10 protein-coding genes are annotated in these 13384 nt (G+C 68.2%); 5 read left to right on the top strand and 5 right to left on the bottom strand.

Translation table 11 applies throughout. The annotated features are described in order from the left end of the window. Positions 1 to 79: 79 nt before the first annotated feature. The 5 genes from OSH07_RS00050 to OSH07_RS00030 all read left to right on the top strand — a co-directional run bounded on the left by OSH07_RS00050 (position 80) and on the right by OSH07_RS00030 (position 5818). Positions 80 to 1198, top strand: coding sequence for a BMP family lipoprotein (locus OSH07_RS00050; protein ID WP_266336566.1), 1119 nt, complete (start codon positions 80 to 82; stop codon positions 1196 to 1198). A 40-nt stretch (positions 1199 to 1238) separates the two neighbouring features. After that, entirely contained in the window at positions 1239 to 2765 is a 1527-nt protein-coding gene (locus OSH07_RS00045) for an ABC transporter ATP-binding protein (protein WP_266336565.1), read from the top strand. Next, positions 2762 to 3853, top strand: coding sequence for an ABC transporter permease (locus OSH07_RS00040; RefSeq protein ID WP_266336564.1), 1092 nt, complete (start codon positions 2762 to 2764; stop codon positions 3851 to 3853). Before OSH07_RS00045 ends, OSH07_RS00040 begins: the two co-directional genes overlap by 4 nt. Further along, a complete protein-coding gene (locus OSH07_RS00035) occupies positions 3850 to 4764 on the top strand; it encodes an ABC transporter permease (RefSeq protein WP_266336563.1) in 915 nt (304 codons plus the stop codon). The genes OSH07_RS00040 and OSH07_RS00035 overlap by 4 nt, the downstream gene beginning before the upstream one ends. A gap of 91 nt (positions 4765 to 4855) precedes the next feature. Continuing rightward, positions 4856 to 5818 carry a nucleoside hydrolase gene (locus OSH07_RS00030; RefSeq protein ID WP_266336562.1) on the top strand — a complete coding sequence of 321 codons (963 nt, stop codon included), beginning with the start codon at positions 4856 to 4858 and terminating at the stop codon, positions 5816 to 5818. Here OSH07_RS00030 and OSH07_RS00025 read toward each other — a convergent pair. The 5 genes from OSH07_RS00025 to OSH07_RS00005 all read right to left on the bottom strand — a co-directional run bounded on the left by OSH07_RS00025 (position 5778) and on the right by OSH07_RS00005 (position 12905). Continuing rightward, on the bottom strand, positions 5778 to 7835 hold the full coding sequence (locus tag OSH07_RS00025; RefSeq protein ID WP_266336561.1) for a bifunctional DedA family/phosphatase PAP2 family protein: 2058 nt from the start codon (positions 7833 to 7835) through the stop codon (positions 5778 to 5780). The two genes, OSH07_RS00030 and OSH07_RS00025, sit on opposite strands and share 41 nt — an antisense overlap. Before the next feature lie 40 nt (positions 7836 to 7875). Further along, complete coding sequence (rnk, locus tag OSH07_RS00020; RefSeq protein WP_266336560.1) at positions 7876 to 8292, bottom strand: nucleoside diphosphate kinase regulator; 417 nt, start codon at positions 8290 to 8292, stop codon at positions 7876 to 7878. Positions 8293 to 8740: 448 nt separating this feature from the next. Beyond that, a complete protein-coding gene (locus OSH07_RS00015; protein WP_266336559.1) occupies positions 8741 to 9988 on the bottom strand; it encodes a D-amino acid dehydrogenase in 1248 nt (415 codons plus the stop codon). Between the two features lie 134 nt (positions 9989 to 10122). Then, a complete protein-coding gene (locus tag OSH07_RS00010) occupies positions 10123 to 11100 on the bottom strand; it encodes an ATP-grasp fold amidoligase family protein (RefSeq protein ID WP_266336557.1) in 978 nt (325 codons plus the stop codon). A gap of 170 nt (positions 11101 to 11270) precedes the next feature. Then, positions 11271 to 12905, bottom strand: a complete 1635-nt coding sequence (locus tag OSH07_RS00005; protein WP_266336556.1) for a GMC family oxidoreductase — start codon at positions 12903 to 12905, stop codon at positions 11271 to 11273. Between the last annotated feature and the right edge of the window lie 479 nt (positions 12906 to 13384).

Here is a 13384-nt window from a genome sequence, read left to right as displayed (position 1 = left end):
GTCGTCATCCGGGCCGTGGCGACTCCTAAGAAAACGAGCCCGATCCAGAGCGAACAAGCGAGCAGGGACAACAAAGATCATGGCGCACATCACCCGCAGGGGACTCTCCAGCCTTCTTCTCGCCACCGTCGCGGCAGCGACGTTCGGCTTCGCCGCCTCGACCGGCGCGGCGCTTGCCGACGGCCCGAAGAAGGTGGTCTTCCTCGTCAACGGCAATCTCGGCGACAAGTCGTTCTTCGACCTCGGCGCCGCCGGACTGAAGGAAATCAAGGCCAAGTATGGCGATGCCGTCGAGACCAAGGTCATCGAGATGGGCACCGACCAGACCAAGTGGATGCCGACCTTCGAGGACGTCTCCGAGCAGGATTGGGATCTGATCGTTTCCTCGACCTTCGAGATCTCCGACATCATCGGCGAGGTCGCGCCGAACCATCCCGACAAGACCTATGTGCTGGTCGACGGTGTCGTGCCCTATGAGAATGGCGGCTACGACAATGTCTATTCGGTCGTCTTCAAGCAGAACGAGGGCTCCTATCTCGCCGGCATCCTCGCCGCCGGCCTGCTGAAGGACGGCACGATCCCGGCCGACCAGGGCAGCTCGATCGGCTTCCTCGGCGGCATGGACATCCCGGTCATCAACGACTTCCTCACCGGCTATGTCGAGGGCGCGCGCTCGGTCAATCCGGACATCAAGGTCGCGATCTCCTATGCCGGCTCGTTCAACGACGCCGCCAAGGGCAAGGAACTGGCGCTGGCGCAGTATCGCACCGGCACGGCGATCGGCTTCAACGTCGCCGGCCTGACCGGCCTCGGCCAGCTCGCCGCCGCCAAGGATGTCGGCAAGTGGGCGCTCGGCGTCAATTCCGACCAGGAAGCGATCTTCAAGGAGAGCGATCCGGCCATGGCCGCCAAGGTCGCGACCTCGATGGTGAAGAACATCGACGTATCGATCCTGCGCGCCTACGACCTGTTCCTCGAAGGCAAGCTGCCGACCGGCAAGGTCGAGGCAATCGGCCTGGCCGAGAACGCTGTCGGCCTAGTCGAGACCGGCAACTTCGTGACGCTCGTCCCGGAGGCACTGAAGAAGCAGATCGCCGATGCCCGCGCCGGCATCATCGACGGGTCGATCAAGGTGACCTCGGCCTTCGGCCTGGAGACCGACAAGCTCAACGCGCTGCGCGACAGCGTTCGCCCCTGAGCCGTCGCTCCCTCCCGCTCCGATAGTTCCAGGAGGTCGCATGACCGATCGGCCGATCATCGCCTTTGCCGGCATTTCCAAGACCTATGGAAACGGCACCCTGGCGCTCGACGACGTCTCGTTCGCGATCCGGCCCGGCGTCATCCACGCCGTCTGCGGCGAGAACGGCGCTGGCAAGTCGACCCTGATGAAGATCCTGTTCGGTCTCGAGCAGCCTTCGGCCGGATCGATCCTGCTCGATGGCGAGGCGGTGGCGATCGCGTCGCCGCGCGTCGCCGCCGATAGGGGCATCGGCATGGTGCACCAGCATTTCTCGCTGGTGCCGTCGCTCTCGGTGGCCGAGAACATCGTTCTCGGCCAGGAGCCGCGCCGCGGCGCCTTTCTCGACCGGGCGGCCGCGCGCCGCCGGGTCGAGGATCTCGCGCGGCGCTACAATCTCGCCGTCGATCCCGACGCGGTCGTGCGCACCCTCTCGGTCGCCGCGCAGCAGAAGGTCGAGATCCTGAAGGCGCTGTCGCGCGACGTCCGCGTACTGATCCTGGACGAGCCGACCGCCGTCCTGACCCCGCCGGAAACCGACGAACTGTTCGAGCGGCTGCGCGACATGCGCGCCACCGGCCTCACCATCCTGTTCATCTCGCACAAGCTGCGCGAGGTTCGCGCGCTGGCGAGCCACGTCACCGTGCTGCGCGCCGGCAGGCTTGCCGGCGACGCGCCGCTCGCCGCGATCGACGACGAGGCGATTGCCCGCCTCGTCATGGGCCAGGCGGCCGGCCCGGCGCTGAAGCGCGGCGGTCGGGTTTCGGGCGCTCCGCGCGTCCAGCTTTCCGGCGTCCATCTGAAAGCTCGCGACGCCAATGACCGCATCGACGGCATCGACCTGACGGTGCATGCCGGCGAGATCCTCGGCGTCGCCGGCGTCGATGGCAGCGGCCAGCGCGGGCTCGTCTCGCTGTTGACCGGCCGCGCCCAGCCGACCGCCGGCAGCATCGCCTATGAGGGCCAGCCGACCGCCGGCCTCGGCACCGCCGCGCTCCGACGGCTCGGCCTCGCCCATCTGCCGGCCGATCGCTTCCAGGACGGCGGCTCGAAGCGGATGACGCTGGTCGAGAACGCCATTGCCGGCGCCCATCGCCTCGCCGCCTTCTCAAGCGGCCCCTTCCTGAAGCGCCGCGCCATGGAAACGCGGACCGAGGAGATGATCGCGCGCTACAAGGTGCGCTGCCCCGGCCCGAACGCGCCGCTCTCGGCGCTCTCCGGCGGCAATGCGCAGAAGCTGATCGCGGCGCGCGAATTCGCCACCGAGCCGCGCTTCATGATCGCCGACCAGCCGACGCGCGGCATCGACGTCGCCGCCGCGGCGTTCCTGCATGAACGCCTTTCCGAGCTGGCGGCGAAGGGCGGCGCCGTGCTGCTCGTCACCGCCGATCTCGACGAACTGCTCACCCTCTCCGACCGTATCGTCATCCTCTATGCCGGCCGCATCGTCGCCCGGATGGAGAACGAGCCCGGCCTGACGCCGGAACGGCTCGGCCCCTACATGCTCGGCCTGGAGAGCGCCGCATGATCCGCTCCGCCTTCGCCTCCTTCGTCATCACCGCGGTCCTGCTGGTGCTGGTCGTCGGCATCGTGCTCGTGCCGATCGCCATGAGCCTGCCCGATCCGCTCGCCGTGCTCGACACCTTCGTGTTCGGGCCATTCCGCAATCCGCGCCACACCGGCAACATCATCGAGATGGCGACGCCGGCGATGATGTGCGGCCTCGCCGTCGCCGTGATGTTCCGGGCCGGCATGTTCAATCTAGGCGTCGAGGGCGCGTTCTTCCTCGGTGGCCTCGCCACGGTCGCGACCGTGCTGCTGGTGCCGTTGCCGGCCTTCGCCATGGCGCCGGTCGGCATTCTCGTCGGCGCGATCGTCGGTTCCAGCGTCTGCGTGGTGCCGGGCTATCTGCGCGCCCGCTACGAGGCGTCGGAACTGGTCTCGTCGCTGATGCTGAACTTCGCGGCGCTGTTCATCGGCCTGTTCGTCGTCAACTACTTCCTGCGCGATCCCGCCGCCGGCGCGATGGTGTCGTACAAGATCCCCAATGACGCCAAGCTGCCGAAGCTGATCGCCGGCACGCGCATCCATCTCGGCACCCTGATCGCGCTCGCCGCCTGCGGGCTCGGCGCCGTCTACCTGTTCATGACGCGGGCTGGCTTCGAGGCGCGCATCGTCGGCTCCAATCCGAGCTTCGCCGCCCATCTCGGGCTGCCGATCCGCTCGATCCTGCTGCGCTCGCAGGTGATCGGCGGGCTGATCGCCGCCGGCGCCGGCGGCATCGAGATGCTGGGCCTCTACCAGCGCTTCTCGTGGCAATCGCTGCCCGGCAATGGCTGGACGGGCGTCGTCGTCGCCATCCTGGCGCGCGACAACCCGATCCTGCTGATCCCCGCCGCCCTGTTCCTCTCCTACCTGCAGGTCGGCGGCGATCTGATCGCCCGCAATTTCGACGTGCCGAGCGAGGCCGTCGGCCTGATCCAGGCGCTGGTGCTCATCGTCGTCACCGCCCAGGCCATCATGCGCAATCCGCGCCTGCTCCGCTTCGTCGCGGGCAGCAAGCCGGCGACGAACGCCGCCAAGGAGACGAAGGCCGTGGAAGGAGGCGTCGCGTGACCCAACTCGACCTCGCCAGCCTGATCACCTTCATTCCCGCCATCCTGCGCGTCACCACGCCGATCCTGCTGGCCGGGCTCGGTGTGCTGATCTCTTCACGCGCCGGCGTGCTCAATATCGGCGTCGAGGGCATGATGCTCTCCGGCGCCTTCGCCGGCGTCGTCGTCAGCGCCGCGACCGGCAGCGCCACGCTCGGCTTCCTCGCCGCGCTGGTGGTCGGCGGCGCGCTCGGCGCGGCGCTTTCCTTTGCCGTGCATGTGCTGAAATCCGACCTGATCCTCTCCGGCATCGCGCTCAACATGGCCGCCGCCGCCGGCACGACGCTGCTTTTGTTCATGCTGACCGGCGACAAGGGCATGTCGGGATCGCTGTCGAGCCAGGTGCTGCCGAGCCTGACCATTCCCGTCCTTGCCGGCATTCCCGTGCTCGGTACGCTGCTCTCCGGCCACCACATTCTGACCTATGCCGCCTTTCTGGCGGTGCCGGGCGTCGGCCTGTTCCTGATGCGCACGCCGATGGGGCTGCGGCTGCGCGCTGTCGGCGAAAATCCGGAATCGGCGGAGATCGCCGGCATCAATGTCCGTCGCGTCCAGGTCGGCGCGCTGGTGGCATCCGGCGTCTTCGCGGGCGCCGCCGGCGCGTTCCTGTCGATGGGCTATGTCAGCTGGTTCTCGCAGAACATGAGCGCCGGCCGAGGCTTCATCGCGCTCGCCGCCGAGGTGATGGGCCATGGCAGCGCGACCGGCACCATGTTCGCCTCGCTGCTGCTCGGCATCGCCGAGGCGGCGTCGATCGCGCTGCAGGGCGTTGGCCTGCCGAGCGAGCTGATGCAGACCGTGCCCTACCTCGTCCCCGTCATCGCCCTCGTCGTCCACGCCCGCCGCCGCCAGCGCCTGCTGGCGCGGGCGTGATCGCGCGGCCGGAACGCACCCGCCCTCTTCTTCCAGCCCGACCGCCGGATTCCGGCCGGGCGGCAATCGATAACCAGAGGAAATGCCCCGCATGAGCAAGATCAAGGTCATCTTCGATACGGATCCCGGCGTCGACGACGCCATGGCGCTGCTGTTCCTGAAGCACTCGCCGGAGATCGAACTGGTCGGCATCACGACGACGCTCGGCAATGGCACGATCGCGACCACCACCCGCAACGCGCTCTATCTGGTCGAGCGCTTCGGCATCGACGTTCCCGTCGCGCAGGGCCCGGCGACGCCGCTGGTCGGTCCGGCCGGTGATCCGCCGCATTATGTCCATGGCCACAACGCCATCGGCGACATCGAACTGCCCGAGACCATCGCCAGGACCGTCGATCCGCGTCCGGCGCATCGCCTGATCATCGACCTCATCCGCGAAAATCCCGGCGAGATCGCCATCGTCGCCGTCGGCCGCATGACCAATCTGGCGCTGGCGCTGCGCGAGGCGCCGGAGATCGCCGGGCTGGTCAAGCAGGTCGTGATCATGGGCGGCGCCTTCGGCTTCCACGGCAATCACGGCAACGTCACGCCGGCCGCCGAGGCCAACATCGCCGGGGATCCGCTGGCGGCCGACGAAGTGGCGGGCGGCAGCTGGCCGGTTACCTGGGTCGGCCTCGACGTCACCCAGCGCACGCAGCTTTCGACAGAATATCTGGAAGCGCTGGCGAAGGACGGCGGCGAAGCCGGCCGGTTCATCTGGGACATCACCCGCGTCTATGTCGCCTACCACCACGCCGCCGGCGTGGAAAACATGTTCGTGCATGATTCCTCCGCCGTCGCCTACCTGCTCGATCCCACCCTGTTCACGACGCGCAGCGGCGCCATCCGGGTGATCACCGAGGGCATGGCCGTCGGCCAGACCATCCAGAAGCCGGACAGCCACCGCTTCCCGCCGGGAGACTGGGACAACCGTCCGTCGCACAGGATCTGCACCGAGGTCGATTCCGAGCGCTTCAAGGCGCTGTATCGCCAGACGATTCTCCGCGGGGCATAGGCGGAGCCGGAGGCGACGGGCGGGTCAGCAGCAGGACCCGCCGGTCGCCCAGCGCCCTCGTCTCCGCCCGCCATTCCGGCCGGCCGGCCAGCGGCGCGAGGAGGCCCTGTTGTTCGGTGGCCGCGATTTCGCGGTCATGCAGCATGGTGGCGAGGTGGAGCGGCCGGCTGACGGTTTCGACCGTCATCGAGGCGAGATGGATCCGCTCCGGCGCGCCGCTTTCGAGCACGAGATTCGGCGTCGGCCAGAAGCGAAGCACCAGCCGGCTCGCCGGCCCCGTTTCGCGCACCATCGTCAGGCCGGCAAACCGGCCGGCATGGGTGAGCGGCAAGGGCGGCAGGCTGTCGAGCGCCGCTTTCGGCGACAGGAACCCGGCGATGCCGACGACATCGCCTGCCGGCGCCATCTGCCAGCCGGACGCGATCAGCCCCTGCCGCAGCGCCGCGAGCGAGACGTCCGCCTGCAGCACCAGCGCGCCGCCATCCGATCCGTCGAGCTCCAGCCTCTCCGCCGCAAGATCCGCCCAGCCGCCACCGAGCCAGCTTTCCGCCGTCACCGTGGTTTCGACGACGCGCGGCCGATAGGCCTCGAGCGCATGCGGGAAATTGGTGTAGGCGCGCGCGCCGCCGGCAACCAGCAGCGTCGCCAGCACGACGGCGACCAGCCGCCACGGCCCCATGGTGCGGCTGTCGGTACGACGGAAAACGAGCGCATAGATCGCCGCCAGCGCCAGGCCGAGCGTCAGGCCCGCCAGCACGTCGGATGGCCAGTGGGCGGCGAGATAGACGCGCGACGCCGCGATGGCGGCTGTCATCACGCCGGCCAGCGCGAAGCCGACGATCTTCCAGCGCAGCGCCGCATTGTGGGTCGCGAGCCAGGCGAGCGAGGCATAGAGGGCCGCTGCCGACGTGGCGTGGCCGCTCGGAAAGCTGAAGGCATCGGCGCCGGAATAGATCTCGATCGGACGCGGGATTGACAGCACGCTCTTCAGCGCCGGCACCGAGACTGCCGCCAGAACCATGGTGAGCGCCAGCCCGACGCCGAGCTTCCGCTCGCGGTGGACGAACAGCCAGATCACGGCCGCGGCCACCACGGCGGTGACGACGACGCCGTCACCAAGGCTGGTGATCGCGATCATCACATCGTCGAGCGCCGGCGTGCGCCAGCCCTGCACCAGCGTCGAGATCGCCGCATCCATGCGGGTGATCTGTTCGCGCATGAACACGTCTTCGGCGAGGCCGACGAAGATCCGCGCCAGCGCGATCACGGCGACGCCCATGACGATCAGCGTCGAGGTGCCGGGATCGTCCGGATCGAGCGCATAGACGATGGCGCGGTCCACCCAGCTGCCGCGGCGCTTGCAGCCGGCGACGAAGCGGCGGTAGCGCCGGGCGGCGCCGGGCGCGATCCAGCGCACGCCGAGATGAATGGCCCAGATCGCGAGGCCCGCGAAGACGAGGACGCCGACCAGGACCGCGACGAGCCTTCCGGCGATCGAGCCGAGCACGCCGAGCGCGAGGCCCATCCCGGCGCCCGGCAGGATATGCGCCGGCGCCCAGACCATGGCCGAGAGGATGTTGACGGCATAGAAGCGCAGCGGCGGCATGCCGACGACGCCGGCCACCACCGGGATGATGGCGCGGACGCCGGGCACGAAGCGGCCGATTGCGACGCTCATGGCGCCGTAGCGATGGAAGAACGCCTCGCCCTTCTCGAACAGTTCCGGCCGCTCGCGCAGTGGCCAGCCGGCGCGGATATGCTCCTTGTAGCGATGGCCGATCCAGTAAGAGACGCCATCGCCGGCGACCGCGCCGAGCGTCGCCCAGACCAGCAGCGGCCAGAGCTTGAGCTCGCCGAGCCCGGCAACGGCGGCAATGCCGATCAGGATCGCCGTTCCCGGCACGAACATGCCGACGACGACGATCGATTCGGCCATCGCCGTCACGAAGACGAGCAGGCCCGCCCAGTGCGGGTGCTGGACGACGAGATCGATGAAGCCCTGCAGCCAGTCGTTCATGGCGGTGCCCGCTATCGATCCCGGATCGCCCGTTCCCGCATCAGGCGGCCGCTTCGTCGCCGCCGACCTGCAGCACGGTCAGCCGCTTCAGCTCGCCATTGCGGGTCTCCCAACTGATCGATTCGCCAACCCCGACGCCGATCAGCGCGGCGCCGATCGGAGTGAGGACGGAGATCCGGCCCTGGCCGATATCGGCGTTTTCCGGATAGACGAGCGTCACCTTGCGCACCGTGCCGGCGACGTCGTCGCGAAACTCGACCTCGTGATTCATGCGGACAAAGGGATGCGAGCGCCTGGCATCGGCGACGACCCGGGCCCGGTCCAGCTCCTCGGTCAGCACGGTCGCGACATCCGGCAGCGTATGGGCCGCGGCGCGCGCCAGTGTCGAGAGCCGCTCGTGATCGGCCGCCAGAATGGTGATCCGGGGCTTCAGGCGGCCGGCGCTGCGGGTGGTCATGTCTTGTCTCCAGTCTGGGTCGGGAGCTTCGCGCTTCAGCGGCGGTCCCGGGAAGGGGGTTGGGGTCGTTCGCTCCCCGCGCAGCGCTCGATGGCAGGGAGCGGTAAGATTCCGGCAGCCCGCGCGAAATGCGCATGGCGGCCCGTCTGTCAGGAAAGGTTTGGGCAGGAGCAGTCGTACCGGCAGAAGCCCCGTGTTCGGGGCGAACGCGCACGCCGAACCCGGGGCTAATGGCCCGCGATCAGGAGACCCGCATGGTGCAGAGAACGGCAGAAGGTCGAATGGCTCAACATGGTCTTCAAGACATAAGCACGCCGGCTGGAAAGTCAAACGGTCGGCGAGGGAGGGCGAAACAGGGCCGCGCCGGGCGCGCCGAGGGGCCGGCGCCGGGTCGCTCCGCGGGGCGCGCCGCGCGGAAAAACGTCACACGTGAAACACCGGCATTCGCCTAGCGCGGCGCAAACGGCGCGATGTCGACCTCGGGCCGGACGCCGGAGATGTGGTCGGCCAACGTCTTGCCGGAGCCGCAGGCCATGGTCCAACCGAGCGTGCCATGGCCGCTGTTCAGATAGAGATTGGGATAGCGGCAGCGGCCGATCCGTGGCGGCCCGTCCGGCGTCACCGGGCGCAGGCCGGACCAGCGTTCCGCCGAGGCGATCGCCGCCTCGGGCACCTTCGGGAACAGCATCCGGAGCGAGGCGATCAGCCCCTCATAGCGCTTTTCCGGCTGGGAGAAATCATAGCCGGCCAGCTCCGCCGTGCCGCCGACGCGGATGCGGTTCTCCAGGTTCGTATGGCCGACCTTGAGCGATTCGTCCGAGACCGTGCTGACCGGTCCGACGTCGTCGGAATGCGCGTCGATGGTCAGTGAATAGCCTTTCACCGGATAAATCGGCACGGGGATGCCGTGCGGCTCGAGCAGGCCCTTCGACCAGACGCCGAGCGCGACGACGACGGCGTCCGCCTCGACCATGTCGCCGCCGGCGGCGACGCCGATCACCTTATTCCGTTCGATCACCAGCCTGTCCGCCGTGCGGCCATAGAGGAACCGCACGCCGCGCGCGGCGCATTGCTCGGCCAGCGCCTGGGTGAACAGGAAGCAGTCGCCGGTCTGGTCGGTCTCCAGCAGCACGCCACCGACGACGCCGCTTTGCGGGTCGATGTTCGGCTCCAGGCCGAGCAGGTCGTCGCGGCCGAGGCGGCGATGCGGCACGCCGAGTTCGTCGAGCACGGCGAGGTCGCGCTGGTAGCCCTCGACCTGCTTCGCCTCGCGGAAGGCGACGATCAGTCCCTTCTGCCGGCCATCATACTTTATGCCGATCTCGGCGCGCAGCGCGTCGGAGCAATCGCGGCTGTATTCGGCGAGCCGGACCATGTCGCGCTTGGCGCGCAGATATTGCTCGAGGCTGGAGGCGCGCCACATCCGGAACAGGAACTGGCTCATGGCGAAGTCGGGCATGCGGCTCAGGATCAGCGGCGGATGCCTGGCGAAGATCCACGACGCCGCCTTGCCGATCAGACCGGGAAAGGCCCAGGGCGAAGACAGCGCCGGCGAGATCTGCGCCGCATTGGCGTAGCTGGTGCCGTGCCCGGCGGAAGCGTTCTTCTCGATCACCGTGACCTGGTGGCCGGCCTCGGCCAGATACCAGGCCGTCGTCACGCCGATCACACCGGCACCGAGCACGACTATGCGCATTGCGTTCCTGTCCCCATCGCCGGAAGCCGAGTGGCTCCAGCCGCCGCCGATGCAGCGCCTTTATCGTTCAAGCGGAAGTCGGTCCGACGATCAAGCGCTCCCTCCCGAAAGCCGGACGGCGGCGCGAAGATCGTTCAGGCGAGGCGGGGGATCGGATCGCTGCCGAGCGTCTCGACATGCCGGCGCAGCATCGCCTGATAGAGCGCGCGCCAGCCAGTCTGTGGCGTCCGCAGGAACCAGGAACGGCGGAGATCCCAACTGCGCCCCATCTGCGCCAGCACCGCCGGATCCGAGTTGGTCATGAGCCCGGCCGAGGGATAGGGCGTGATCTCGCCGCCATGGAGCTTGCCGTCGACGACCATGAAATCGACGCGGAGATAATCCGTGTCGGCCGCGAGCCGCCGCGCCACTTCGATGGCGCGACCGAAGCAGTCTGGCACGCGGTAACCCGCAGGCAGCGCCCGGCCGGGATCCTTGGCCACGACCGAATTGGTGACGCGGAGCCGGCGGCCATCCCGGTCGAAGATGCCGGACCGGCCGTCGGGCGTCTTCTCGCCCCGGTAGATCAGCGCATAGAAGACCTCGCCCGAGAACAGATGCACCTTGATCTCGTCAATCCCGCGCGGATCGTCCGCGAGGACGCGTTCGGCGAGGAGCCGCTTCGGCGCCGCGCCATAGGCCCATTCGAGCGCGTCGACGCCAAAAGTCTGCTCCAGCCAGCCCCGGCAGGTCGCTTCGAAGGCGGCGCTGTCCTCGTCGCGGTGGCGGAAGAACCAGTTGCGGTCGCAGGCGGCGTTCATCTTCACCACGACGTCGCCATGGCGCAGCGCGTCGGGCAGGGCGGCCGGGTCGGTTCCGCTCCACAGCAGTTCGGCCACCGCAACGTCCTGTTGGACGAAAAGCCGCTTCGTCGCGAGCTTGTCGCAATGGGCGACGAAGGCCGGGTTGCGGTCGAACACCCGCCGCCAGAACATCTTGTCGCTATAGCTGACCGGCAGCAGGATCTGCGGCAGCGCGCCGATCTCGGCCCGGAAGGCGCGCGTCGCCTTGCGATGCGTCGCGTGCAGCGCCGCATCGATCGGGCGCGCCAACAGGCGGCAGGCGGCGGTCATGTTGCGCGCCCTGAACATGCATGGCAGGCCGGCAGCCTGGCGGCGGCGGTGAGGTGGAGACGGTGTCGCAAGATTGGCCCCCCGGCCCTTGTGGCGAAAGCCGTGCTTCAACCGTCCCGCATCACGGTCGTCAAGCCGCGGGCAGATCTTCCGCGCTGTGGCCTTGCGGTTCAGGCGTCGAGCACGGCCGGCGCCACCGTCTCGTTCATCAGGATCGACGCCGCCTTGTTGCCGAGCGCGAGCGCGATCGCGTTGGTGTTGGCGGAGGGAATGAAGGGGATCGCCGCGCAGTCGATGACGCGCAACCCCTCGACGCCGCGCACGCGCAGCTTGCTGTCGAGCACCGCCATCGGATCGTCGTCGCGCCCCATGCGGGCCGAGCCCGAGGGATGGTAATTCGTCTTCACCGTCTTGGCGCAGAAGGCGGCGAGTTCATCGTCGCTGAGCTTGTCGGAACCCGGCAGCAATTCGCCCCTGATGTTCGAGCCGACCGGCTCGGTCTGCAGCAGTTTTCGAGCGAAGCGCATCGAGGCGATGGTCAGGCGCAAATCGTCGGGATCGCCGAAGAAGTTGGAATCGACCACCGGCTTCGCCGACGGGTCGGCCGAGCGCAGCTTCACCGAGCCGCGCGCCTTCGGCCTGAGCAGGCAGGAGGTCAGCGTCACGCCATGCGTCGGCTGCATGTCGGTGACGTCGCGGTCGAGATAGACGATCGGCGCGCAATAGAGCTGTACGGTCGGCCGGTCGCCGCCATCGGGATCATAGAACAGGCAGGATTCGATGCCCGTCGTCGTCACCGGACCGGTGCCGAACATCATGTATTGCAGGCCGTTGCGCAGCATCGGCCAGCCCTTGTCCTCGCCGAAATAGCCGCTCGCCCGCCTGGTCGTGGCGATCACCGGCACCTCATGGTGATCCTGCAGATTCTGGCCGACGCCGGGCAGGTCGGTATGGACCGCTATGCCGTGCTCCTTCAGATGCGCCTCGGGCCCGATGCCCGACAGCATCAAAAGCTTGGCCGTGTTGTAGGTGCCGGTCGCGACCAGCACCTCCTGGTCGGCCCGCGCCTCGATGCGCTTGCCCTCTCGGACATATTCGATGCCGACGGCGCGGCTGCCCTCGATGAGGATGCGCGTCACCAGGGCGTCGGTGACGACGGTGAGGCGCCTGTCGTTCATCACCTGCGACAGGAAGGAGAACACCGCATCGCTGCGGCGCATCCTGCCGTCGACCACGCCCATGGTGTGCTGCATGACGCCGACGCCGTTCTGCCGGGCGCCGTTGAAATCGGGATTGTAGGGAATGCCGGCGCCCTGCGCGGCGAGGATATAGTCGCGCGTCATTTCGCAGAGCTGGCCGGGATCGGAGACGAGCAGGCTGCCGTCGATGCCGTGATAGGCGTCGTTGAATTTCTGGTTCTTCTCCAGCGCCTTGAAGTGCGGCAGCAGGTCGGCATAGCTCCAGCCGGCATTGCCGCCGAGGAAATTGTCCCAATGGTCGTAGTCGTCGCGCTGGCCGCGCATATAGACCATGGCGTTGACCGAGCTGCCGCCGCCGAGCACCTTCGCCTGCGGCACGATCGGGCCGCGGCCGCCAAGGCGCGGCTGCTCGACCGTGTGGTGCATCTCGAGGAAATCCTCGCGGCCGAGATATTTCATGTAGCCGGCCGGCATCTGCATCAGCCTGGCGTAGTGCGCCGGGCCGCGCTCGACCAGCAGCACGCGCGCGCCGTGGTCGCGCACCAGTCGGGTCGCCGCGACGCAGGCGGACGAGCCGCCGCCGGCGATGATGTAGTCATAGGCCATCAGGATCGGTCCTGTCAGAAGCGGAAGCGCGGGGTGCGCGGCGCTCCAAGCTGAATCGGCCGGGTCGATTGCGCAAGGGTGGCGCGGCTCTCCCTTTCACCAAGGCGTGATGCGTGTGTGATCACAACCGCGCGATCATCCGGGCGGTCTGTGTGGCGCCGGTAGGCGAGGGCCACCCCGGAATCGGCAGCGGAGGTCGCTCCCGGCGCCGGCATCTGCGGCATGTCGGCCGGAAAATCGACCGGGAAGCTGAGCCGGCGATGTTGTGGCGAACCTCTGCTTGAGCTCCAGGGCGGGGTCGTCCGGCCCGATCGATCAGGCTCGATTGTCTGCTTCGGCAGGCTTGCCAATTGCTAATGAAAATTAATGTTTGTCAGTGTGTTAGCTGGAACCCAGCAATTGCGCGGCTTTGCGCCTGGCGCGGCCCGTCTTATCCACATGGCGGGCCGGCCGGCGTCAGGAAAGTTCGAATTTTCGGA

Source organism: Kaistia nematophila (assembly GCF_026343855.1).
Taxonomy (GTDB): Bacteria; Pseudomonadota; Alphaproteobacteria; order Rhizobiales; family Kaistiaceae; genus Kaistia; species Kaistia nematophila.
This window is presented reverse-complemented; position numbering and strand designations above follow the sequence as displayed.

What these genes read in the sequence shown, in the direction of transcription:
- OSH07_RS00005 (WP_266336556.1), bottom strand. Translation starts at nt 12,905, where the DNA reads ATGGCCTATGACTACATCATCGCCGGCGGCGGCTCGTCCGCCTGCGTC.
- OSH07_RS00015 (WP_266336559.1), bottom strand. Translation starts at nt 9,988, where the DNA reads ATGCGCATAGTCGTGCTCGGTGCCGGTGTGATCGGCGTGACGACGGCC.
- OSH07_RS00045 (WP_266336565.1), top strand. Translation starts at nt 1,239, where the DNA reads ATGACCGATCGGCCGATCATCGCCTTTGCCGGCATTTCCAAGACCTAT.
- OSH07_RS00025 (WP_266336561.1), bottom strand. Translation starts at nt 7,835, where the DNA reads ATGAACGACTGGCTGCAGGGCTTCATCGATCTCGTCGTCCAGCACCCG.
- rnk (WP_266336560.1), bottom strand. Translation starts at nt 8,292, where the DNA reads ATGACCACCCGCAGCGCCGGCCGCCTGAAGCCCCGGATCACCATTCTG.
- OSH07_RS00050 (WP_266336566.1), top strand. Translation starts at nt 80, where the DNA reads ATGGCGCACATCACCCGCAGGGGACTCTCCAGCCTTCTTCTCGCCACC.
- OSH07_RS00040 (WP_266336564.1), top strand. Translation starts at nt 2,762, where the DNA reads ATGATCCGCTCCGCCTTCGCCTCCTTCGTCATCACCGCGGTCCTGCTG.
- OSH07_RS00010 (WP_266336557.1), bottom strand. Translation starts at nt 11,100, where the DNA reads ATGACCGCCGCCTGCCGCCTGTTGGCGCGCCCGATCGATGCGGCGCTG.
- OSH07_RS00030 (WP_266336562.1), top strand. Translation starts at nt 4,856, where the DNA reads ATGAGCAAGATCAAGGTCATCTTCGATACGGATCCCGGCGTCGACGAC.